This is a genomic window from Ensifer sp. BR816 (genome assembly GCF_000378985.1).
Taxonomy (GTDB): domain Bacteria; phylum Pseudomonadota; class Alphaproteobacteria; order Rhizobiales; family Rhizobiaceae; genus Sinorhizobium.
On the sequence record NZ_KB905370.1, the window covers coordinates 1539633 to 1558405 of the forward strand.

Consider the following 18773-nt stretch of genomic DNA (forward strand, 5'->3'; position numbering starts at 1 on the left):
GCACCTTCGCGGACTCTGTTGGTCGCAAACAGGCTCCCGTCTTTGGGAAATCGTAGTCGGTCGCAGCGGGCGCCAAAGCCCCTCCCACCTGTGGGGAGGCGTTGCGGAGGGGCCATGCGGCCTCTCCGCCAAAAATCACGCCGCACGCTTCTCCTCCGGCACGTCGAGCGTATCGATCCTGCGCAATTGCGGGAAACCGGCCGCCCAGACGAGCGATACGAAAAGCGTGCCGAGCCCGCCGAAGACGACGGCAAAGACGGCGCCGAAGCCGGCGGCCATCGTACCGGCGCGAAACTCGCCGAGCTCGTTGGAGGCACCGACGAAGACCGCGTTGACGGCGTTGACCCGGCCGCGCAGTTCGTCCGGCGTCCAGAGGGCGATCAGGCTTTCGCGCACATAGACCGAGATCATGTCCGCCGCCCCCATGACGACCAGCGCGGCGATCGAGATCCATGGCGTCGCCGACAGGCCGAAGACGATCGTGGCGAGGCCGAAGAGCGCAACGCCGATGAACATGGAGAGGCCCGCGCGGTTGCGGATCGGGTGGGCGGCAAGCCAGATGGCCATGCCGACGGCGCCGACGCCAGGGGCGGCACGCAACAGGCCCAACCCCCATGGGCCGAGCACCAGTATGTCGCGCGCAAAGACCGGCATCAGCGCCACCGCGCCGCCGAGCAGCACCGCGAAAAGGTCGAGCGAGATCGCCCCGAGCACGACCTTCTCCGCCTTGATGTAGCGGAAGCCGGCGGTGATCGTCTGCCAATTCTGTGCCGCGGCGGGCGTGCGCTGGGCGGGCTTCGGCACCGCGAATACCATCAGCGCCGCAGCCGCGAAGAAGCAGAGGCTGACGGATAGGGAACGACAGGGCCGAGGCCGTAGATCAGACCGCCCGCCACCGGCCCGACGATCGTCGCCGTCTGCCAGGAGCTCGAGTTCCAGGCGATCGCATTCGGCAGATCCTCGGCTGGCACGAGATTGGGCGCCAGCGATTGCGCGGCAGGCGTCAGAAAGGCCCGCTCGATGCCGAAGACGATAAGGATGACGTAGACCGGCCAGGGCGAAAACAGGCCCGTCACGGTGAGCGTCAGCAATGCCGCGGCGCAGAGCGTGCCGACGAGCATGCACAGCCCCATGATGACGCGACGATTGTAGCGATCCGCTACGCTGCCGGTGACGAGAATGAGGACAAGAGACGGCAGGAACTGGAAAAGTCCGATCAGGCCGAGTGCGAAAGGATCCCGCGTCAGATCGTAGATCTGCCAGCCGACCGAGACCGACATGATCTGCACGGCGAAATAGGCGAGGAAGCGCGAGAAGAAATAGCGCCGGTAGCCGACATGCCGGAATGCGGCAAGACGATGCGCAGTATGGACGGCCGACATTGCGGAAGCACTCCCCGGTGTAGTCGCGGCCCCGCATCGTTAAACATGATGGCGCGGCGGTGAACCGTCGTACTTGCCCGTTTGGTTCGCAATGTCTACATGTCTGGCGACAAAGATTTGGAGACGGGCATGATTGCTGTCATCGGTACCTTGAACTTCATCATCAACATCGCGTGGTTCCTGATCATCGCGTCGGCGATCTTCTCCTGGCTCTACGCCTTCAACGTGATCAACGTGAACAACCAGGCGATTAACATGATCGGCCGCTCGCTCTACCAACTGACCGAGCCGCTTTACCGGCCGATCCGCCGCTTCCTGCCGGACATGGGCGGCGTCGATCTTTCGCCGCTCGTCGTGCTTGTCATCCTCTATTTCATCCAGCTCTTCCTGAACACGACGATCGCGCCGGCGCTCATTCGCTGACGTGGCGCGCGGCGCGCTGACCGGCTTCGGCGACCATGCGCGACTGACCGTGCGGCTGACGCCGAACGGTGGCCGCGACGCGATCGACGGCCTGGAAACGGCGGCCGATGGCGAGGAGCATCTGAAGGTGCGGGTGCGTGCCGTGCCGGAAAAGGGCAAGGCCAATCAGGCCCTGATCGCCCTTCTCGCCAAGTCCTTCGGCATCGCCCGGAACAGGATCGCGCTCGTCTCCGGCGACACACAGCGCAAAAAAATCCTCCGGATCGAGGCCGACCCGGAGGCTATCGAGAAACGTCTCGCCGAACTCGTCGGTGAGCGGAGGTAGTTATTTCTTCGTCTTGGCGCGCTCGACCGCTTCGCGGATCAGCTGCTTGGCGACGCTCGCATCCTTCCAGCCGAAGATCTTCACCCACTTGCCGGGCTCCAGGTCCTTGTAGTGCTCGAAGAAATGCTCGATCTGCTTCAAGGTGATTTCCGGCAGGTCGGTATAGTCGTGGACCTTGTCGTAGCGCTTGGTCAGGTGAGCCGACGGGACCGCGATGATCTTTTCATCCTGTCCGGAATTGTCTTCCATCATCATCACGCCGATCGGGCGGACATTGATGACGCAGCCCGGCACCAGCGGCCGCGTATTGCAGATCAACACGTCGATCGGATCGCCGTCATCGGAGAGCGTGTGCGGCACGAAGCCGTAGTTGCCCGGATAGGTCATCGGCGTGTAGAGGAAGCGATCGACGACCAGCGTGCCGGCTTCCTTGTCCATCTCGTACTTGATCGGATGGCCGCCAACCGGCACTTCCACAATCACGTTGATATCTTCGGGTGGATTCTTTCCGATGGAAATCGCGTCGATCCGCATGAGCACCTCCAGGGCCGTTTAAGAAGTCGCCCGTCGGATAAAGGGAAACATGCGGCGATGCAACATGACTTTCGTCCGGCTGGGCGGAATTGCCATAGGCAGGCGACACGGCCAAATATGGGCAGAACGGATTTTATCCCGGAGAATGTCGGTAGCCGGACGCCTTGGCCGGCGCCGCTTGGCAATAGCAGCCGGATATCAGCTTCCGCAGCGCCGGGAGGCACGCAGGCTTGCGACGAAATGCATTTGCCCTGGAGGCCTTATTTCCAGACGAGGCCGACCTTTTTCAGGTATTTCTCGCCGAAGTCTTCCATGCCCTCGGCAACGTCGCGGCCACCGGCCGACAGGAAGAAATTATAGGCGAGGTCGCTGTCTTCGAGGCACCAGACGACCATCCCCTCGCAGCCGAGCGATTTCAGCAGGCTCCTCGCCTCGCCGAACAGGACACGCCCGAGCCCGATGCCCTGGTATTCCGGTCGAAGATAGATCTCGTAGATCTCGCCTTCCTGCGGCAGCGCCCGGGCGCGGCTGAGGCCCAGCGTCGCATAGCCGGCTATTGTTCCCGCCACATCGACGACGAGCAGTGTCGCCGGGCCGCGCGTCGCCTTCCTCCACCAGGTCTCGTCGCGCCGGTTGACCATCTTGACCAGGGGGCGGTGCGGGATGAGTCCGCCATAGGCCTGCAGCCAGGAAACGCGATGCACATCGGCAATCGCCGCCGCTTCATGCGGCTCCCCGGGCCTGACCTCGATCGAAACAGTCTTCATGACCTGACTCTAAACACACGACACGGCGAACCGGAATCCCGCCGGCCTGCCGCGCCCAGGTTAACCCACAGGCAACTTCAACGGCATCCGTGCGAAGGTTAACGTGTTTTTAACTTTATCCGCAAGCCGACCGCGAAAGGCACACACAGCAAAAAACCCCGGATCGCTCCGGGGTTCTCATGCATCTGTCGATTTTATCGAAATTTACGCCGCGCCGGCGGTGCGGGACTTCTCGAAGCGCTTGCGCTCATTCGGATCGAGATACATCTTGCGGAGCCGGATCGATTTCGGCGTGACTTCTACAAGCTCGTCGTCCTGGATCCATGAAAGCGCGCGCTCCAGAGTCATGCGGATCGGCGGCGTCAGGCGAACGGCTTCGTCCTTGCCGGCGGCGCGCATGTTGGTGAGCTTCTTGCCCTTCAGAACATTGACTTCCAGATCGTTGTCACGGGTGTGGATGCCGATGATCATTCCCGCATAGACCTTTTCGCCCGCCTCGATGATCATCGGGCCGCGATCCTCAAGATTGAACATGGCGTAAGCCACGGATTCGCCGGCATCGTTGGAGAGCAGCACGCCGTTGACGCGGCCGCCGATCTCGCCCTTGTAGGGCTGATAGTCGTGGAACAGCCGGTTCATGATCGCCGTGCCGCGCGTGTCGGTCAGGAGTTCCGACTGGTAGCCGATGAGGCCGCGGGTCGGGGCGAAGAACACCAGCCGGACGCGATTGCCGCCCGACGGACGCAGCTCGACCATTTCGGCCTTGCGCTCCGACATCTTCTGCACGACGACGCCGGAGTGCTCCTCGTCGACGTCGATGACGACTTCCTCGATCGGCTCGAGAAGCTGGCCGTTGTCATCCTTGTGCATCACGACGCGCGGACGCGAAACGGCAAGCTCGAAGCCTTCGCGGCGCATCGTTTCGATCAGGACGGCGAGCTGCAATTCGCCGCGGCCGGAGACAAAGAAGGAATCCTTCTCGGACGATTCCTCGATCTTGAGCGCGACATTGCCTTCCGCTTCCTTGAACAGCCGGTCGCGAATGACGCGCGAGGTCACCTTGTCGCCCTCGGTACCGGCAAGCGGCGAATCGTTGACGATGAAGGACATTGTGACGGTCGGCGGGTCGATCGGCTGGGCCGTCAGCGCCTCGGCCACCGAAGGATCGCAGAAGGTGTCGGCAACGGTGCCCTTGGTGAGCCCGGCGATGGCTACGATGTCCCCGGCATGGGCCTCCTCGATCGGCTGACGCTCGATGCCGCGGAAGGCGAGGATCTTCGAAATACGGCCGGATTCGAGCAGCTTGCCATCCTGGCCCAGCACCTTCACGGCCTGGTTCGGCTTGATCGAACCGGAATGCACGCGGCCGGTGATGATGCGACCGAGGAAGGGGTTGGCTTCCAGGATCGTGCCGATCATCCGGAACGGGCCTTCGGCGACCGTCGGCTCGGGAACATGCTTCAGAACCAGGTCGAGCAGCGGTCCCATTCCCTGGTCCTTCGGACCTTCGGGATTGACGTTCATCCAGCCGTCACGGCCCGAACCGTAGAGGATCGGGAAGTCGAGCTGCTCGTCGGTCGCGTCGAGCGCGGCGAAGAGGTCGAAGACTTCGTTGATGACTTCCTCGTGGCGGCCGTCCGGCCGGTCGATCTTGTTGATCGCGACGATCGGCTTCAGGCCGACCTTCAGCGCCTTGCCGACCACGAACTTGGTCTGCGGCATCGGGCCCTCGGAGGCATCGACCAGCACGATCGCGCCGTCCACCATCGACAGGATGCGCTCGACCTCACCGCCGAAGTCGGCGTGGCCGGGGGTGTCGACGATATTGATGCGCGTTCCCTTCCACTCGACCGAGGTCGCCTTGGCGAGAATGGTGATGCCGCGCTCCTTTTCAAGATCGTTGGAATCCATGACGCGTTCGGCGACGCGCTGGTTTTCGCGGAACGAGCCCGACTGCTTCAGAAGTTCGTCGACGAGCGTGGTCTTCCCATGGTCAACGTGCGCGATGATCGCGATGTTACGAATGCTCATTTTTTGTCTCGGAAAGTTCTGGGCGCGCGCGTCAGGGCGGGCACCGCTTTTTCAGTTGCCGCGCTCATACAGGTTTTTTTGCAAGAGCGAAAGGGGGCCGGCGCGCGGAGCAGCTTTGCAAAAAGCAAGTCACCCAACGGCCGCCGGATCGAGCGTCACCCGCCAAAGCTCCTTGTCCTGCCGGTCCATGAGCCGCACCGTCAGTTGGCCGGTCTGACCGCTGATATCGACGATGCCGAAGAATTGCAGGCCGGCCGAGGGCGGCAGGTTGCTGTCGATGCCGCCGGCCGCTGCCTTGATGAAGCGGACGTCCGGGCCGAAGGTCATGTCGAGCTCCTTCGGCCCATAGGTACCGGAATGCAAAGGGCCGGAGACGAATTCCCAGAAAGGCAGGAATTCCTTGAAGGCGGCGCGCGACGGGTCGTAATGATGAGCGGCCGTATAGTGCACGTCGGCCGTCAGCCAGACGATGTTGTCGATCGCATTGTCGCGGATGAAACGCAGCAGATCGGCAAATTCCGCCTCGCGCCCTTTGGGAGCGCCATTATGGCCGTTGGCGATCGCGTCCGATCCGCGCTTCCTCGAATAGTCGTCCCAGACGACGAGGCCGATCGGCATGTCGCAGGCGATCACCTTCCAGGTGGCGCTGGACGCCGCAAGTTCGCGCTTCAACCAGTCCGTCTGGCGCCAGCCGAGCAGGCCGGCCTCACCGCCCTGGTTGGGGCCGCGATAGGAGCGCAGGTCGACGAAGAACACGTCGAGCAGCGGCCCATAGGCGACCTTGCGGAAGATGCGGCCCGGCTGCGTCGGCAGCGTGCGGATCGGCGTCATCTCGTGAAAGGCGCGCGCCGCCCGCGATGCATAGACCGCCACGTCCTTCTCCGGATAGCGCGGATCGTCGCGAAGATCGGTCGAGGCCGACCAGTTGTTCAGGACCTCATGGTCGTCCCATTGATAGAAGGTCGGGCAGACGGCATTGAGCCCGCGCACATGCTCGTCGAGCAGATTGTATTTCCACTGGCCGCGATATTCCTCGAGGGTGCGGGCGACGTCGCGCTTCTCCGGCGTCACGATGCGGTTCTTCCACATGCCGCCGTCGCGAAGCTTGATCTCGTCCGGGATCGGATTGTCGGCATAGATCGTATCGCCGGAATGGATGAAGAAATCCGGCTCGTGCAGCCGCATGGTCGAATAGGTCTTCATGCCGACCTCGTCGATGCCCCAGCCCTGCCCCGCGGTGTCGCCGGACCAGACGAAGCGCACGGAGCGTTTGCGCAAGGGCGCGGTGCGGAAACGTCCGGCGACCGGCTCCGAGACGCGATTGCCGTCGTAAAGATCGGTCGCGGTGAAGCGGTAGAAGATGTCCTGGTCGGGCAGCAGATTGTCGAGGCGGCACTTGATGGCACAATCGCTCTGTGGCGTCGCATCGATGTCGGGCAGCCGGACGGCATTCGAGAAGCTCTCGGTGGTCGAATATTCGACCGTCACGCGCGCCGGGCGATCCACCCGCGTCCAGATCATCCCCGATTGCGGATCGACATCGCCCGACTGCACACCATGCAGGAATTCCGGCCGCCCGTAGCCGCGGGCATAGAAGGGGGTCGCAAGGCCGGACGAAGCCATGAGGCCGGCGGCGCCGGCCGAAAAGAGAAAAGAACGCCGGGTGAGCGCATCTCGAACAGCCGCCAAATCCTGCCTCCGGTTCCGTTTCGCGAATCATCGTTCTCGCGAGCGGACCATTGGCGCCCCGCATGTCAGCGGCTTTACAGGCACATGAAACTATTTGAACGGATTGGCGACAGTTCTGTGAAGGGAGTGGAGGTCCCCGAAAGGAACCCCGCCGATGTCGTTGCCCCTCATCTGCCTGCCGGCATCTTCTCCCCGCGCGTGGGGAGAAGAGAGCAAGCCGCCTCGCGTGTCATTCTGTTGGAAAGACGGGAGGTGCCGCTTGCCCCTTCGCTCCGCTTGCGGGGAGAAGGTCGCGGCAGCGGGATGAGGGGGCGCTGTGGTGGTTGAAATAGGCGACGGCCGACTCCGCCTGCTCGCGTTGTTCGTAAACATGCGCCGGGACATCGAGGCAATGATAATGTCGGTGGTCGCCGACCAACCAGATGCTCAACATTCGGCGCGACCGCTTGGATTGCCGTAGAACCGAGGATCAAAAGAGATTTCCGGTTCGGCATCGACGTCTTCCTGATCGGAATCTGGAAATCCTTGCCGCTTGCATTCTATACCAATGGGGCAGCAGCTCTATAAATGGTTGCATCTCGCCTGCCCGCTCGCGTCCCTCTGAAATCCGGTATGCGTCGGCGCCGCACCTATGAGGTCTTTGCCTTGACCCGTTCGAACACCCCGTCCCGCGACCGGCTCGAAGCCTTCCTCAGGCACTTGGAACAGCGCCGCAGCGACGAACGCGTCTTCATGAAGCTCTTTACCGAATCCGCCCGCGCCGAAGCCGACGCGGCGGACCGCAGGCGTGAGGACGGAACGGGTCTCGGCCCGCTCGACGGCCGCATCGTCTCGATCAAGGACCTCTTCGACGTCGCCGGTGAGCCGACGCTTGCCGGTTCGATCATCAGGCGCAGCGCGCCGCCCGCAGCGGCGGACGCGACGATCGTCCGGCGCCTGCGCGCCGCCGGCGCGGTGATCATCGGCAAGACGCACATGACCGAGTTCGCCTTCACCGCCGTCGGCCTCAACCCGCACTATCCGCCGCCCGGCAACGCGCTTGACGCGAAGCTCATCCCCGGCGGCTCCTCTTCGGGAGCGGGTGTTTCGGTGGCGGAGGGCACGAGCGAGATCGCCATCGGCTCCGACACCGGCGGTTCGGTGCGCATCCCGGCCGCGCTGCAGGGCCTCGTCGGCTTCAAGCCGACTGCCCGCCGTGTACCGCTCGACGGTGCCTTTCCGCTCTCGCCCAGCCTCGATTCGATCGGCCCGCTGGCGCACAGCGTCGCCGATTGCGCGGCGGCCGACGCCGTCATGGCCGGCGAGACGCCGAATCCCATCACACCGCTGCCGCTTCATGGCCTGAGGCTCGGCATTCCGAGAGGTGCTTTGCTCGACGACCTCACGCCCGACATCGCCAGAACCTTCGAAGCGAGCCTGCAAACACTCGCCCGCGCCGGCGCAAGGCTTGCCGAATGCAAGATGGACGACCTCCTCGCCCGCTTCGCCGACGCCACGGCGATCGGCTCGATCGCCAGCCTCGAAGCAAGCCGCATCCATGCGGACTGGCTGAAGGACGACCATGCGCCGGTCGATATCCGCATCAAATCGCCGCTCAGCCGCCGTCTTGCCGTTCCCGACACGGCCATCGAAACCCTGCTGCAAACGCGGCGCGCCCTTGCCGGCGCCATGGACGAGCGGCTGGCGCCCTTCGACCTGATCCTACTGCCGACGACGCCGATCCCCGCCGTCCGCATCGCTTCGGTCGAAGGGGAAAAGGCGGAGTATCGCCGCATCGAGGATCTGCTGTTGCGCAACCCGCAGGTCGCCAACCAGTTCGACCTGACGGCCATCACGCTGCCGATGCGAGGCCTGGCCTTGCCGGCGGGGCTGATGCTGATGGGCCGGAACGGCGCCGACGCGATGCTGCTCATGATCGCCGTTTCGGTGGAGCGCCTGTTGCAGCAAGGCTTCGCATGATTCCTTGAATCGGAGTCCGATTAAGATCATGCAGCAATTCAAAGCGTTACAGCGTCCTTTGCGCGATGAGACGCGCGGCGCTGTAACGTAGGCCGACCGCCTCAATGCATCGTCTGGGAATCCTCACCGAGGATCCGGAACGCATCCTCCAGCGCGGCGACCAGAATATCGGTGAGTTCGTCGCCGTCGTTTTCCATCAGGTAGAGGGCCAAGCTCGCATCCTGCGGATCGGTATAGTGCTCAACAATGTCAGACATCCATCGTCCTTCCTTCGCCACGAATCATTCCGGCTGTTGGCGCCAGGATGGAAGGGCCGGCTTGTGCAGAGCTTGAGGTCCGCCGCGACTCCGCCGATCCAGCGCCGACCAACCAGCTGGCCGATGTTTTTCCTCGCCCTCGCCGCTCCCGCACGGTAGAGGACCGTCAGGAGCAAGTGTCGAGGGTCATGATGTCGAAGAAGACGAGGCGCGATGACGGCCACCTGCAGCGGCTGAAAACCGATTTCCCGGACATCTATCGCGCCCTGCTCGCCGGTGAGATCGGCTCGGCACGCAAGGCCTCCGTCATCGCTGGCATCGAGCCGGAACGCACCCGCCTCGATAAGCTTAAGAACTCCTGGACGAAAGCGACGGATGCCGAGCGCGACGCCTTCCTGACCTGGCTTGCCGCCAATGGCGCGGGGCCACTCGCCCCGAGACTCACCTCCCCCGCCCCGACGCCTTCCGATCCGCGGCGGGCGCAAACAGCCATCGCGAGCGGCCGCTACCTGCTTGCCCCCACCATCGCCGAGATCAAGGCGATCATGGCCCGGCGCCGGCTGACGCCTGAGGACGCGATGCGGGAGATGGGATTCGAAGCCGAGGGCCGCGCGCTTGCCGGCGCGCTCGCCCGTGGCGCCAGCCTCAGGTTGTCGGTGATTGCTTCCCTCGAAGGGTGGCTGCGCGCCAATAGGCGCTGAGCCGACCGGACATAGCCTCGTGCGGAAACGTGATGCAATGGGAGCGAAAAGGATGCGCTTCGACAAGCTGCTCGGCATCGACGTCGGCTACGACCGGTCCCACCCGACGACGGGCATCGCCTGGAGCCTCGGCGATGCCGTCGGCTCCGCAAGGACGCACACCGACTGGGAGCGGCGGCAGCAGCACATTCCCCCCTCGACGTCTTTCGCGATGATCGCCATCGACGGCCCCTTGACGCCGCCGGACGCGCCCGACACCCTCGACCGCTTCTGCGAGCGCCTCTTCACCCGCGACGCCTTCCAGAGACGCTGCAAACCGGGCCTCAGTCACTTCGGCCAGGGCCTTGCGCTCAGAAAAGCCGCCGCCGAGACCGCCGCGCAAGTCAGGCACCTGGCCGCTGCCGCACCGATCGACCAATGCGTTATCCCCGGCGCCGCGATCATCGAGGCCTTCCCCAACGCCTTTCTCGGCGTCCTTCTCGCCGATGAGCGGTTTGCGATCTCAAGTGCCGCGAAACGCAAAAAGTTCGACTGGCTCTATGCCGAAGCCGTCGAGACCGGTGTCATCGCCCGCCTCCTGGATTTCATTGGCTGGCACAATGACGGTTTGCTGCAGAACATCACCACCGAAACCGACCACGAGAAACGCGCCGCCTGGATCTGCCTGCTAACCGCCGCCTGCGCCGCGGCCGGCAAGTCGGAGGTCGTCGGCGATCAAGCCGGCGGATGGATCTGGCTACCGCCGGCGGAACTTTGGAGTGGGCCGCGGATGCCCTGAGTCGGAGCAAGGTGGCGGTCGCGTGCGGCGGCACGGTGGCCGGTGGAACCTGGTTGGGCACGTGACTTATGGCGGAGAGGGGGGGATTCGAACCCCCGATGGGCTTGCACCCATGCCGCATTTCGAGTGCGGTGCATTCAACCACTCTGCCACCTCTCCGCGGGGCCGGTTGGCGCTCTTGAGCGCGGCCGGTTCATAGCGGCAGTTTCCGCCGCTGACAAGGGGGCTGAAAGAAGAATATCTTCAAGCCCGTGCCTTTCGCCTTGACAAGGAAGGACGGTTCCCGTAATCCGCGCCATGAAGTGGTGTGGCCTGCCCGCACCGCGAGGGGTAAAGGTTTGTGCCCGTTCACTGGCGGCGGTCAAGGATTTCCTTAGATCGCTCCGCTTTTCGCAACGACTGACAAAAAGACGGCCTTGCCTTTCCGGGTAAAGAGCCGGACCGAACATGAAAGGATAAAATATGTTCGCAGTCATCAAGACCGGCGGTAAGCAGTACCGCGTGGCAGCCGACGACGTCATCACCATCGAAAAGCTGGAAGGCGTTCAAGGCGACAAGATTGAATTCACCGAGATCCTGATGGTCGGCGTCGGCGCCGATGCAACCATCGGCGCTCCGTTTGTCGAAGGTGCCGTTGTCAGCGCCGAGGTTGTGGACCAGGGCCGCGCCAAGAAGGTCATCGCCTTCAAGAAGCGCCGCCGCCAGAACTCCAAGCGCTCGCGCGGCCATCGCCAGCATCAGACGATCGTCCGCATCCTGGACATCGCTGCCGCCGGCGGCAAGGCGAAGAAGGCTTCGAAGAAGACCGAAGCTGAAGCTGAAGCTGCAAACTGAGTTCGGATCGAAGGTTAAAGGAGAACACCAATGGCACACAAAAAAGCTGGCGGTTCGTCGCGCAACGGTCGCGATTCTGAGTCCAAGCGCCTTGGCGTGAAGAAGTTCGGCGGCGAAGCCGTCATTGCAGGCAACATCATCGTGCGCCAGCGCGGCACGAAGTGGCATGCCGGCGCCAATGTCGGCCTCGGCAAGGATCATACGATTTTTGCGCTTACGACCGGCAACGTGGACTTCCGTACGAAGGCCAATGGCCGAGTCTACGTGTCTGTAATGCCGAAAGCCGAAGCAGCGGAATAAGCCGGTAGCGCTCTAAAACAGCCGGCGTCTCATCGACCCGGCTGACGCACTCGCAAGGTTCTGAAGCCAGACTCAAAGGGGAGATGGGGCAATACCCAACTCCCCTTTTTCACGTTCTGGAGGAAGAACCATGCAAACCGAGCTCCTGAGGGAAGACCAATCCCGGTCTCCCGAACAAAGGCTGAGGCCTCAACGGTCAAGGACCGATTGCCCGATATTGTTATCGCCCCGGCTCGTTTTGCGCGCGCCCCACGAAGACGATATCGACGCCCTTGCCCATCTTGCCAACAACGCCAATATCGCCACCATGGTCTCGCGCATGCCGCACCCGTACACCACGGCGGATGCGGCTGATTTCGTGCGACGCGCCAAAGCCGGCACGATTGGCAAGTGCGTCTACGCGATCACCAAAGCGGACAATGGCGCATTCCTCGGCTGCTGCGGGATCGAGCCGCATGCCGACGGCAAGACGGTCGAGCTCGGCTACTGGCTGGGCGAGCCCTATTGGAACAAGGGCTATGCGACGGAGGCGACGCAGGCGCTAACCGACATGGCCTTCCGCACCCGCGACATCGACCAGATCGATGCGCGCTGCCGGGTCATGAACATGGCCTCGCGCCGGGTCATCCAGAAGTGCGGCTACCAGTTCCAGGGCTCCGGCATGGTCGACAGCCTGGCGCTCGGCGGCACCATCGCCGTCGAGTGGTACCGGCTCGACCGCAAGACCTGGGTATCGCTCAGAAGCTGGGGAGGCATGCGATGAACGCGCTCGTCACCGAACGGGCGCGGGTCGTCGCCCGCCCCGATCCCGGCCCCTGCCCGGTCATCGAAACGGCCCGGCTGAGGCTCCGGCCGCACCGGCTGTCGGATGCCGCGGCGATCGCCGAGTCGCTCGGCGATTTCCAGGTGTCCCGCATGCTGGCGCGGGTGCCCGCCCCCTATGACCTTGAGGACGCTTTCGACTGGCTGAACCGCCAGACGGCGAGCGTCTTGCCCGACTGGACGTTCGCCCTCACCACCGGCGACGACGTCCAAATCGGCTGCGTCGGCATCGAACTCCTCAAGGGCGAGTGGCATGTCGGCTACTGGCTGAACCGCTTCTATTGGGGCAAGGGCCTGGCGAGCGAGGCGGTCCATGCCGCGGTCGAACGCTTCTTCCGCCGCATGCCGGATGCGGTGCTGCATTCGGGGGTCTTCGCCGACAATCCGGCCTCGCTCAAGGTGCAGGAGAAGGTCGGCTTCCGCATCACCGGCTGCAGCCAGATCTATGCGCTCGCCCGCAATTCCATGGTGGCGCATATCGAAACGCGCCTGACGGCCGAGGACCTGCGCCGGCCGGCTTGACGAACCGAACCCGCCAGGGCGTCTACCCTGGCGGGTTCTTTTGCATGATAGTCTTTGACCTCTGCCGGAACCGCCTATATCGATGGCGGCGACTGCAAGAGAGCAAGGGTGCGCGTTTTCCGGCTGCATCCTTCCCTACCCAGAATGAAGCCGAACACGCAAGAAATGGCGAGCCGATGAAATTCCTCGATGAAGCGAAAGTCTATATCCGGTCCGGGGATGGCGGCGCGGGCGCCGTCTCCTTCCACCGCGAGAAATTCATCGAGTTCGGTGGGCCGGACGGCGGCGACGGCGGTCGCGGCGGCGATGTCTGGGTGGAAGCGGTGAACGGCCTCAACACGCTGATCGACTTCCGCTACCAGCAGCACTTCAAGGGCAAGACCGGCGTCCACGGCATGGGCCGCAACCGCACCGGGGCAAAGGGCGCCGACGTGACGCTGAAGGTGCCGGTCGGCACGCAGATCTTCGAGGAGGACAACGAGACGCTGATCGTCGACATGGTCGAGGAAGGCCAGCGCTATCGGCTTGCCGCCGGCGGCAACGGCGGATTCGGCAACGCCCATTTCAAGTCCTCGACCAACCAGGCGCCGAACTGGGCCAATCCCGGCCTCGAGGGCGAGGAAAAGACCATCTGGCTGCGGCTCAAGTTGATCGCCGATGCCGGTCTGGTCGGCCTGCCGAATGCCGGCAAGTCGACCTTCCTCGCCGCCTGCACCCGCGCGCGGCCGAAGATCGCCAACTACCCCTTCACGACGCTCCACCCCAATCTCGGCGTCGCCACCATCGACGGCCAGGAATTCATCATCGCCGACATTCCCGGACTGATCGAAGGCGCCCATGAAGGTGTGGGCATCGGCGACCGGTTCCTCGGCCATGTCGAGCGCACCCGCGTGCTTCTGCACCTGGTCTCGGCGCAGGAGGAAGATGTTGCCAAGGCCTACAAGACCGTCAAGCATGAGCTCGAGGCCTATGGCGGCGGGCTCGAAGACAAGTCGCAGATCGTCGCCCTGTCGCAGATCGACGTGCTCGGCGAGGCGGAGTTGAAGGCGAAGGCGAAGGCGCTCGCCAAGGCCTGCGGCGCACAGCCGCTGCTCATCTCGGCCGTTACCAACAGGGGCATGACCGAGGCGCTGCGGGCACTGCGCGACGTCATTGCCGCCGCCAAGGCCGGCGAGGAGCAAGCCTGACATGGCCGCGACGCGCAAACCGCTCGAAAAGTACCGCCGGATCGTCATCAAGATCGGCTCGGCGCTCCTCGTCGACCGCAAGACAGGGCTGAAGAAGGGCTGGCTCGACGCCATGTGCGCCGATATCGCGGCGCTGAGGGCCAAGGGCGTCGAGGTGCTGGTAGTCTCCTCCGGGGCGATCGCGCTCGGCCGCACCGTCTTGAACCTGCCGGGCGGCGCCTTGAAGCTCGAGGAAAGCCAGGCGGCCGCCGCGGTCGGCCAGATCGCGCTGGCGCGTGCCTGGTCGGAAAGCCTTTCGACCGATCAGATCATCGCTGGCCAGATCCTGCTGACGCTCGGCGACACCGAAGAGCGGCGCCGCTATCTGAATGCGCGCGCCACGATCAACCAGTTGCTGAAGCTCGGCTCCGTGCCGATCATCAACGAGAACGACACGGTCGCCACCACCGAGATCCGCTATGGCGACAACGACCGGCTCGCCGCCCGCGTGGCGACGATGGTCGGCGCCGATCTGCTCGTGCTGCTATCCGACATCGACGGGCTCTATACGGCGCCGCCGCATCTCGATCCGGAGGCCCGCTTCCTCGAGACGGTTGCGGAAATTACCCCGGAGATCGAGGCGATGGCCGGCGGTGCGGCGTCCGAGCTTTCGCGCGGCGGCATGCGCACCAAGATCGATGCCGGCAAGATCGCCACCACTGCCGGCTGCGCGATGATCATCGCCTCGGGCAAGCCGGAGCATCCGCTGAACGCGATCGAGGCCGGTGCCCGCTCCTCCTGGTTCGCGCCTTCCCGCTCGCCGGTGACGGCCCGCAAGACCTGGATCGCCGGGCAGCTCCTGCCGGCCGGATCCTTGACGGTCGACGCCGGGGCGGAGACCGCGCTGCGCTCCGGCAAGAGCCTGCTTCCGGCCGGTGTCCGGCAGGTGACTGGAACGTTCAGCCGCGGCGACACGATCGCGATCCTCAACAATTCCGGCCGCGAGATCGCCCGCGGCCTTGCCGGCTACGACGCCGACGAGGCGCGTCAGATCGCCGGCAAGAAATCCGCCGAGATCGCCGTGATCCTCGGCTATGCGGGGCGCACGGCCATGGTGCATCGCGACGATATGGTGATGACGGCTCCCTCGGAACCGCGATCCGGGGCGGACAAGGACGAGAAGAAAGGCAAGCTCCATGCTTGACACGGTCGAGAACGGCTCAGACGTCAACGCAATCATGCTGGAGATCGGCCGCCGCGCCAAGGCGGCTGCCCGCCCGCTCGCCATTGCCGGCGCCGAGCGCAAGCACGCCGCTCTCGTCGCCATGGCGGATGCAGTCATCGCCAAGAGCAGCGCCATTCTCGCCGCCAATGCGATCGATCTCAAGAACGCCGAAGAGAGCGGCGTCGCCAAGTCCTTCATCGACCGGCTGACGCTGACGGAAGTTCGCATCCGCGACATGGCGGAGGGCATCCGCGCGATCGCCGATTTCAAAGATCCGGTCGGCGAGGTGATCGCCGAATGGGACCGGCCGAACGGGCTGCACATCGAGCGCGTTCGCACGCCGCTCGGCGTCATCGGGGTGATTTATGAAAGCCGCCCGAACGTTACGGCGGATGCCGGCGCGCTCTGCCTCAAGGCCGGCAATGCGGTGATCCTGCGCGGCGGCTCCGACAGCTTCCATTCGTCGCGGGCGATCCATGCCTGCCTCGTCGAAGGGCTGAAGGCTGCCGGCCTGCCGGAGGACGCGATCCAGATGGTGCCGGTCGCCGACCGCGCCGCCGTCGGTGCCATGCTTTCGGGGCTGAACGGGGCAATCGACGTGATCGTGCCGCGCGGCGGCAAGAGCCTCGTCGCCCGCGTTCAGAACGAGGCGCGCGTGCCGGTTTTCGCCCATCTCGAAGGCCTCTGCCATATCTATGTCGATGCCTCCGCCGATCTGGACATGGCGAGAAAGATTGTCGTCAACGCCAAGATGCGGCGAACCGGCATCTGCGGCGCCGCCGAGACGCTGCTGATCGACCGCAATGCCGCCGACCGGCTGGCAAAACCGCTGCTCAAGGGGTTGCTCGATGCCGGCTGCGAAGTGCGTGTCTCCGAAGAGCTGCAAGGCCTGCTTCCCGGACTGAAGGCTGCAAGCGACGTCGACTGGGCGACCGAATACCTGGACGCGATCATCTCGGCGAGGCTCGTCGACGGCATTTCCGGCGCCATCGAGCACATCAACAGCTGGTCTTCGGCCCATACCGAGGCGGTGATTGCCGAGAATCCGGCCGTCGTCGAGCGCTTCTTCACCGAGATCGATTCGGCGATCCTGCTGCACAACGCCTCGACGCAATTTGCCGATGGCGGCGAATTCGGCATGGGCGGCGAGATCGGCATTGCCACCGGCAAGATGCATGCCCGCGGTCCGGTCGGCGTCGAGCAGCTCACCTCGTTCAAATATCGTGTGCGCGGCACGGGACAGGTGCGGCCCTGACGACACCCGCGGATGTGAAGCCGGAATATCTGCGCATGCCGCATGCCGAGAGCGGCATGGCCGTCGGCCTGTTCGGCGGGTCCTTCAACCCGCCGCATGACGGCCACGTGCTCGTTGCCGAGACGGCGTTGCGCAAGCTCGGGCTCGACCAGCTCTGGTGGATGGTGACTCCCGGCAATCCGCTGAAGGACCGCAACAATCTCGCGCCGCTTGCCGAGCGCATCGCGACGAGCGAGAAGATCGCCCGCAACCCGCGCATCAAGGTCACCGCCTTCGAGCAGGCGCTCGGCCAGAGTTATACGGCGCGCACCTTGGAATTCGTCCGGGCGCGCAATCGCGGCGTGCGCTTCGTCTGGGTGATGGGGGCGGACAATCTCCGCAATTTCCACCGCTGGCAGAACTGGCGCCGGATCGTCCGCACCTTTCCGGTCGCGGTGATCGACAGGCCGGGTTCGACGCTCGCCTTTCTATCGTCACGCATGGCGATGACTTTCAGCCATGCGCGAATCGACGAGGACGACGCGCCGAGGCTTGCCTTTCGAAGGGCGCCGGCCTGGACCTTCATCCACGGCCCCCGCTCGTCGCTGAGCTCGACGGCGCTTCGTTCCGCCAATTCCGGGTGAATTCCCGTCATTTATTTCTCGCGTCTTGAAACCGCACCGGTTTGGTGCCTACATTTGAAGCACGGTTCAACGAGAATCACGAACCGGAAGTGCTTGTTCTGTTCATTCGGAAAGGAAAGACCCTGACAACAGCACACGCCAAGGGATATGCGGTCTCCGCAGTCCCGCGCAGCACGGAACTGAGCGACGAAGCCGCTGTCCGTGCGCTCACGCTGGTCCTCGAAAGCCTAGAGGACTCAAAGGCAGAAGACATCATCACCATCAACATTGCCGGAAAGTCGGCGTTGGGAGACTTCATGGTCGTCGTCTCCGGGCGCTCGAACAGGCATGTGATGGCCATTGCCGACCACCTGGTGACAGACCTGAAGGACGAGGGCCTTGGCAATCCCCGCGTCGAGGGCCTCGAGGGTGGCGACTGGGTGCTGATCGACACCGGCGATGTGATCGTTCACATCTTCCGGCCGGAGATCCGGGAGTTCTACAACATCGAAAAGATGTGGGCCGCCCCGGAGATCGAGGACAGCACCCTGCACTGAGACGCGCCGCCCGTCCCTGACCAATCGCCTCAGGACGGAGCGACGACCGGTGCCGATTTGAGATGTGGCTGTCATCGCCCACTTGGGAGGATGGCAGCAGAAGGGTTTTTGCCGATCGAAATCCCCTTCGATCGGGTGCCGGTGGGGACGGAACGGGGCAATGCGTATCGGACTTTTCGCAGTCGGCCGCCTGAAGGCGGGGCCGGAAAAGGACCTCGCGGCCCGCTATCTCGACCGCTTCGCCAAGGCGGGGCCGGCCGTGGGCCTCGAACTCGCGCGCGTCGTCGAGATCAACGAAAGCCGGGCATCGAATGCGGAAACGCGCAAGCGCGAGGAAGCGGCCCAGCTCGAAAAGGCGCTTGCCGACGGCAGCCTGCTGATCTTGCTCGACGAACGCGGCAAGGCCCTCGATTCGGAAAGTTTCGCCACGCTGCTGGGCGCCTTCCGGGACGGCGGCAAGCGCGACCTGATGATCGCCATCGGCGGTGCCGACGGGCTCGACCCGGCACTCCACGCCCGGGCCGATGCGGTCCTGTGCCTCGGCAAGATGACTTGGCCACATCAGCTGGCGCGCATCCTGATTGCCGAACAGCTCTATCGCGCCGTGACCATTCTTGCCGGACACCCCTACCACCGGGCGTGAA

General features: G+C 64.2%; 20 protein-coding genes, 1 tRNA gene and 1 pseudogene. 15 read left to right on the plus strand and 7 right to left on the minus strand.

Translation table 11 applies throughout. The annotated features are described in order from the left end of the window. Window positions 1-135 precede the first annotated feature (135 nt). Window positions 136-1382 (minus strand): annotated as a pseudogene (locus tag RHIBR816_RS33780) (MFS transporter). Window positions 1383-1511: 129 nt separating this feature from the next. Between RHIBR816_RS33780 and RHIBR816_RS0107395 the strand changes: the two are divergent. Beyond that, on the plus strand, window positions 1512-1805 hold the full coding sequence (locus tag RHIBR816_RS0107395) for a YggT family protein (RefSeq protein ID WP_012709685.1): 294 nt from the start codon (window positions 1512-1514) through the stop codon (window positions 1803-1805). 1 nt (window position 1806) lies between these two features. Then, window positions 1807-2130 (plus strand): DUF167 domain-containing protein, encoded by a 324-nt coding sequence (locus RHIBR816_RS0107400; protein WP_018235892.1) that lies wholly within the window; start codon window positions 1807-1809, stop codon window positions 2128-2130. Here the strand turns inward: RHIBR816_RS0107400 and ppa are convergent, their stop codons facing one another. The 4 genes from ppa to RHIBR816_RS0107420 all read right to left on the minus strand — a co-directional run bounded on the left by ppa (window position 2131) and on the right by RHIBR816_RS0107420 (window position 7151). Then, a complete protein-coding gene (ppa, locus tag RHIBR816_RS0107405) occupies window positions 2131-2664 on the minus strand; it encodes an inorganic diphosphatase (protein ID WP_018235893.1) in 534 nt (177 codons plus the stop codon). 260 nt (window positions 2665-2924) lie between these two features. Continuing rightward, window positions 2925-3431, minus strand: coding sequence for a GNAT family N-acetyltransferase (locus RHIBR816_RS0107410; RefSeq protein WP_018235894.1), 507 nt, complete (start codon window positions 3429-3431; stop codon window positions 2925-2927). A gap of 204 nt (window positions 3432-3635) precedes the next feature. Next, the gene (gene typA, locus RHIBR816_RS0107415; protein ID WP_018235895.1) at window positions 3636-5462 is read right to left on the minus strand and encodes a translational GTPase TypA; all 1827 of its coding nucleotides are present in this window, start codon (window positions 5460-5462) and stop codon (window positions 3636-3638) included. A 129-nt stretch (window positions 5463-5591) separates the two neighbouring features. Next, the gene (locus RHIBR816_RS0107420) at window positions 5592-7151 is read right to left on the minus strand and encodes an alkaline phosphatase (RefSeq protein WP_018235896.1); all 1560 of its coding nucleotides are present in this window, start codon (window positions 7149-7151) and stop codon (window positions 5592-5594) included. A gap of 612 nt (window positions 7152-7763) precedes the next feature. Here RHIBR816_RS0107420 and RHIBR816_RS0107425 point away from each other — a divergent pair. After that, window positions 7764-9110, plus strand: coding sequence for an amidase (locus RHIBR816_RS0107425; RefSeq protein WP_018235897.1), 1347 nt, complete (start codon window positions 7764-7766; stop codon window positions 9108-9110). Between the two features lie 101 nt (window positions 9111-9211). Here the strand turns inward: RHIBR816_RS0107425 and RHIBR816_RS35670 are convergent, their stop codons facing one another. Continuing rightward, a complete protein-coding gene (locus RHIBR816_RS35670; protein WP_018235898.1) occupies window positions 9212-9367 on the minus strand; it encodes a hypothetical protein in 156 nt (51 codons plus the stop codon). Window positions 9368-9558: 191 nt separating this feature from the next. Between RHIBR816_RS35670 and RHIBR816_RS0107435 the strand changes: the two genes are divergently transcribed. Together RHIBR816_RS0107435 and RHIBR816_RS33785 are read left to right on the plus strand one after the other, a co-directional pair. Then, window positions 9559-10068, plus strand: coding sequence for a hypothetical protein (locus tag RHIBR816_RS0107435; RefSeq protein WP_026186732.1), 510 nt, complete (start codon window positions 9559-9561; stop codon window positions 10066-10068). Window positions 10069-10120: 52 nt separating this feature from the next. After that, the gene (locus tag RHIBR816_RS33785; protein WP_245262568.1) at window positions 10121-10846 is read left to right on the plus strand and encodes a DUF429 domain-containing protein; all 726 of its coding nucleotides are present in this window, start codon (window positions 10121-10123) and stop codon (window positions 10844-10846) included. Between the two features lie 69 nt (window positions 10847-10915). Here RHIBR816_RS33785 and RHIBR816_RS0107445 read toward each other — a convergent pair. After that, a tRNA-Ser gene (locus RHIBR816_RS0107445) sits at window positions 10916-11005 on the minus strand. 303 nt (window positions 11006-11308) lie between these two features. Here RHIBR816_RS0107445 and rplU point away from each other — a divergent pair. From rplU to rlmH, 10 genes are all read left to right on the plus strand, one after another. Continuing rightward, complete coding sequence (gene rplU, locus RHIBR816_RS0107450; protein ID WP_018235901.1) at window positions 11309-11680, plus strand: 50S ribosomal protein L21; 372 nt, start codon at window positions 11309-11311, stop codon at window positions 11678-11680. 30 nt (window positions 11681-11710) lie between these two features. Next, window positions 11711-11980 (plus strand): 50S ribosomal protein L27, encoded by a 270-nt coding sequence (gene rpmA / locus RHIBR816_RS0107455; RefSeq protein WP_018235902.1) that lies wholly within the window; start codon window positions 11711-11713, stop codon window positions 11978-11980. 130 nt (window positions 11981-12110) lie between these two features. Then, on the plus strand, window positions 12111-12743 hold the full coding sequence (locus tag RHIBR816_RS0107460) for a GNAT family N-acetyltransferase (protein WP_026186733.1): 633 nt from the start codon (window positions 12111-12113) through the stop codon (window positions 12741-12743). Beyond that, entirely contained in the window at window positions 12740-13324 is a 585-nt protein-coding gene (locus RHIBR816_RS0107465) for a GNAT family N-acetyltransferase (protein ID WP_018235904.1), read from the plus strand. The genes RHIBR816_RS0107460 and RHIBR816_RS0107465 overlap by 4 nt, the downstream gene beginning before the upstream one ends. A 176-nt stretch (window positions 13325-13500) precedes the next feature. After that, window positions 13501-14511 carry a GTPase ObgE gene (gene obgE, locus RHIBR816_RS0107470; RefSeq protein WP_018235905.1) on the plus strand — a complete coding sequence of 337 codons (1011 nt, stop codon included), beginning with the start codon at window positions 13501-13503 and terminating at the stop codon, window positions 14509-14511. Window position 14512: 1 nt separating this feature from the next. Then, window positions 14513-15694, plus strand: a complete 1182-nt coding sequence (gene proB, locus RHIBR816_RS0107475) for a glutamate 5-kinase (RefSeq protein WP_018235906.1) — start codon at window positions 14513-14515, stop codon at window positions 15692-15694. Next, window positions 15687-16970, plus strand: coding sequence for a glutamate-5-semialdehyde dehydrogenase (locus RHIBR816_RS0107480; protein WP_018235907.1), 1284 nt, complete (start codon window positions 15687-15689; stop codon window positions 16968-16970). The genes proB and RHIBR816_RS0107480 overlap by 8 nt, the downstream gene beginning before the upstream one ends. 56 nt (window positions 16971-17026) lie before the next feature. After that, window positions 17027-17593 (plus strand): nicotinate-nucleotide adenylyltransferase, encoded by a 567-nt coding sequence (locus RHIBR816_RS0107485; protein WP_245262693.1) that lies wholly within the window; start codon window positions 17027-17029, stop codon window positions 17591-17593. A gap of 44 nt (window positions 17594-17637) precedes the next feature. After that, window positions 17638-18129 (plus strand): ribosome silencing factor, encoded by a 492-nt coding sequence (gene rsfS / locus RHIBR816_RS0107490; RefSeq protein ID WP_026186735.1) that lies wholly within the window; start codon window positions 17638-17640, stop codon window positions 18127-18129. Between the two features lie 160 nt (window positions 18130-18289). Continuing rightward, window positions 18290-18772 carry a 23S rRNA (pseudouridine(1915)-N(3))-methyltransferase RlmH gene (gene rlmH / locus RHIBR816_RS0107495; protein ID WP_018235910.1) on the plus strand — a complete coding sequence of 161 codons (483 nt, stop codon included), beginning with the start codon at window positions 18290-18292 and terminating at the stop codon, window positions 18770-18772. Window position 18773: the final 1 nt, after the last annotated feature.

Excerpts from the sequence above, each read along its gene's own strand:
- RHIBR816_RS35670 (WP_018235898.1), bottom strand. The coding sequence starts at position 9,367 with ATGTCTGACATTGTTGAGCACTATACCGATCCGCAGGATGCGAGCTTG.
- proB (WP_018235906.1), top strand. The coding sequence starts at position 14,513 with ATGGCCGCGACGCGCAAACCGCTCGAAAAGTACCGCCGGATCGTCATC.
- RHIBR816_RS0107435 (WP_026186732.1), top strand. The coding sequence starts at position 9,559 with ATGTCGAAGAAGACGAGGCGCGATGACGGCCACCTGCAGCGGCTGAAA.
- rplU (WP_018235901.1), top strand. The coding sequence starts at position 11,309 with ATGTTCGCAGTCATCAAGACCGGCGGTAAGCAGTACCGCGTGGCAGCC.
- typA (WP_018235895.1), bottom strand. The coding sequence starts at position 5,462 with ATGAGCATTCGTAACATCGCGATCATCGCGCACGTTGACCATGGGAAG.
- RHIBR816_RS0107465 (WP_018235904.1), top strand. The coding sequence starts at position 12,740 with ATGAACGCGCTCGTCACCGAACGGGCGCGGGTCGTCGCCCGCCCCGAT.
- RHIBR816_RS0107485 (WP_245262693.1), top strand. The coding sequence starts at position 17,027 with ATGGCCGTCGGCCTGTTCGGCGGGTCCTTCAACCCGCCGCATGACGGC.
- RHIBR816_RS0107480 (WP_018235907.1), top strand. The coding sequence starts at position 15,687 with ATGCTTGACACGGTCGAGAACGGCTCAGACGTCAACGCAATCATGCTG.
- ppa (WP_018235893.1), bottom strand. The coding sequence starts at position 2,664 with ATGCGGATCGACGCGATTTCCATCGGAAAGAATCCACCCGAAGATATC.
- RHIBR816_RS0107425 (WP_018235897.1), top strand. The coding sequence starts at position 7,764 with ATGCGTCGGCGCCGCACCTATGAGGTCTTTGCCTTGACCCGTTCGAAC.
- RHIBR816_RS0107395 (WP_012709685.1), top strand. The coding sequence starts at position 1,512 with ATGATTGCTGTCATCGGTACCTTGAACTTCATCATCAACATCGCGTGG.
- rpmA (WP_018235902.1), top strand. The coding sequence starts at position 11,711 with ATGGCACACAAAAAAGCTGGCGGTTCGTCGCGCAACGGTCGCGATTCT.
- RHIBR816_RS0107460 (WP_026186733.1), top strand. The coding sequence starts at position 12,111 with ATGCAAACCGAGCTCCTGAGGGAAGACCAATCCCGGTCTCCCGAACAA.
- RHIBR816_RS0107410 (WP_018235894.1), bottom strand. The coding sequence starts at position 3,431 with ATGAAGACTGTTTCGATCGAGGTCAGGCCCGGGGAGCCGCATGAAGCG.
- RHIBR816_RS33785 (WP_245262568.1), top strand. The coding sequence starts at position 10,121 with ATGCGCTTCGACAAGCTGCTCGGCATCGACGTCGGCTACGACCGGTCC.
- obgE (WP_018235905.1), top strand. The coding sequence starts at position 13,501 with ATGAAATTCCTCGATGAAGCGAAAGTCTATATCCGGTCCGGGGATGGC.
- rlmH (WP_018235910.1), top strand. The coding sequence starts at position 18,290 with ATGCGTATCGGACTTTTCGCAGTCGGCCGCCTGAAGGCGGGGCCGGAA.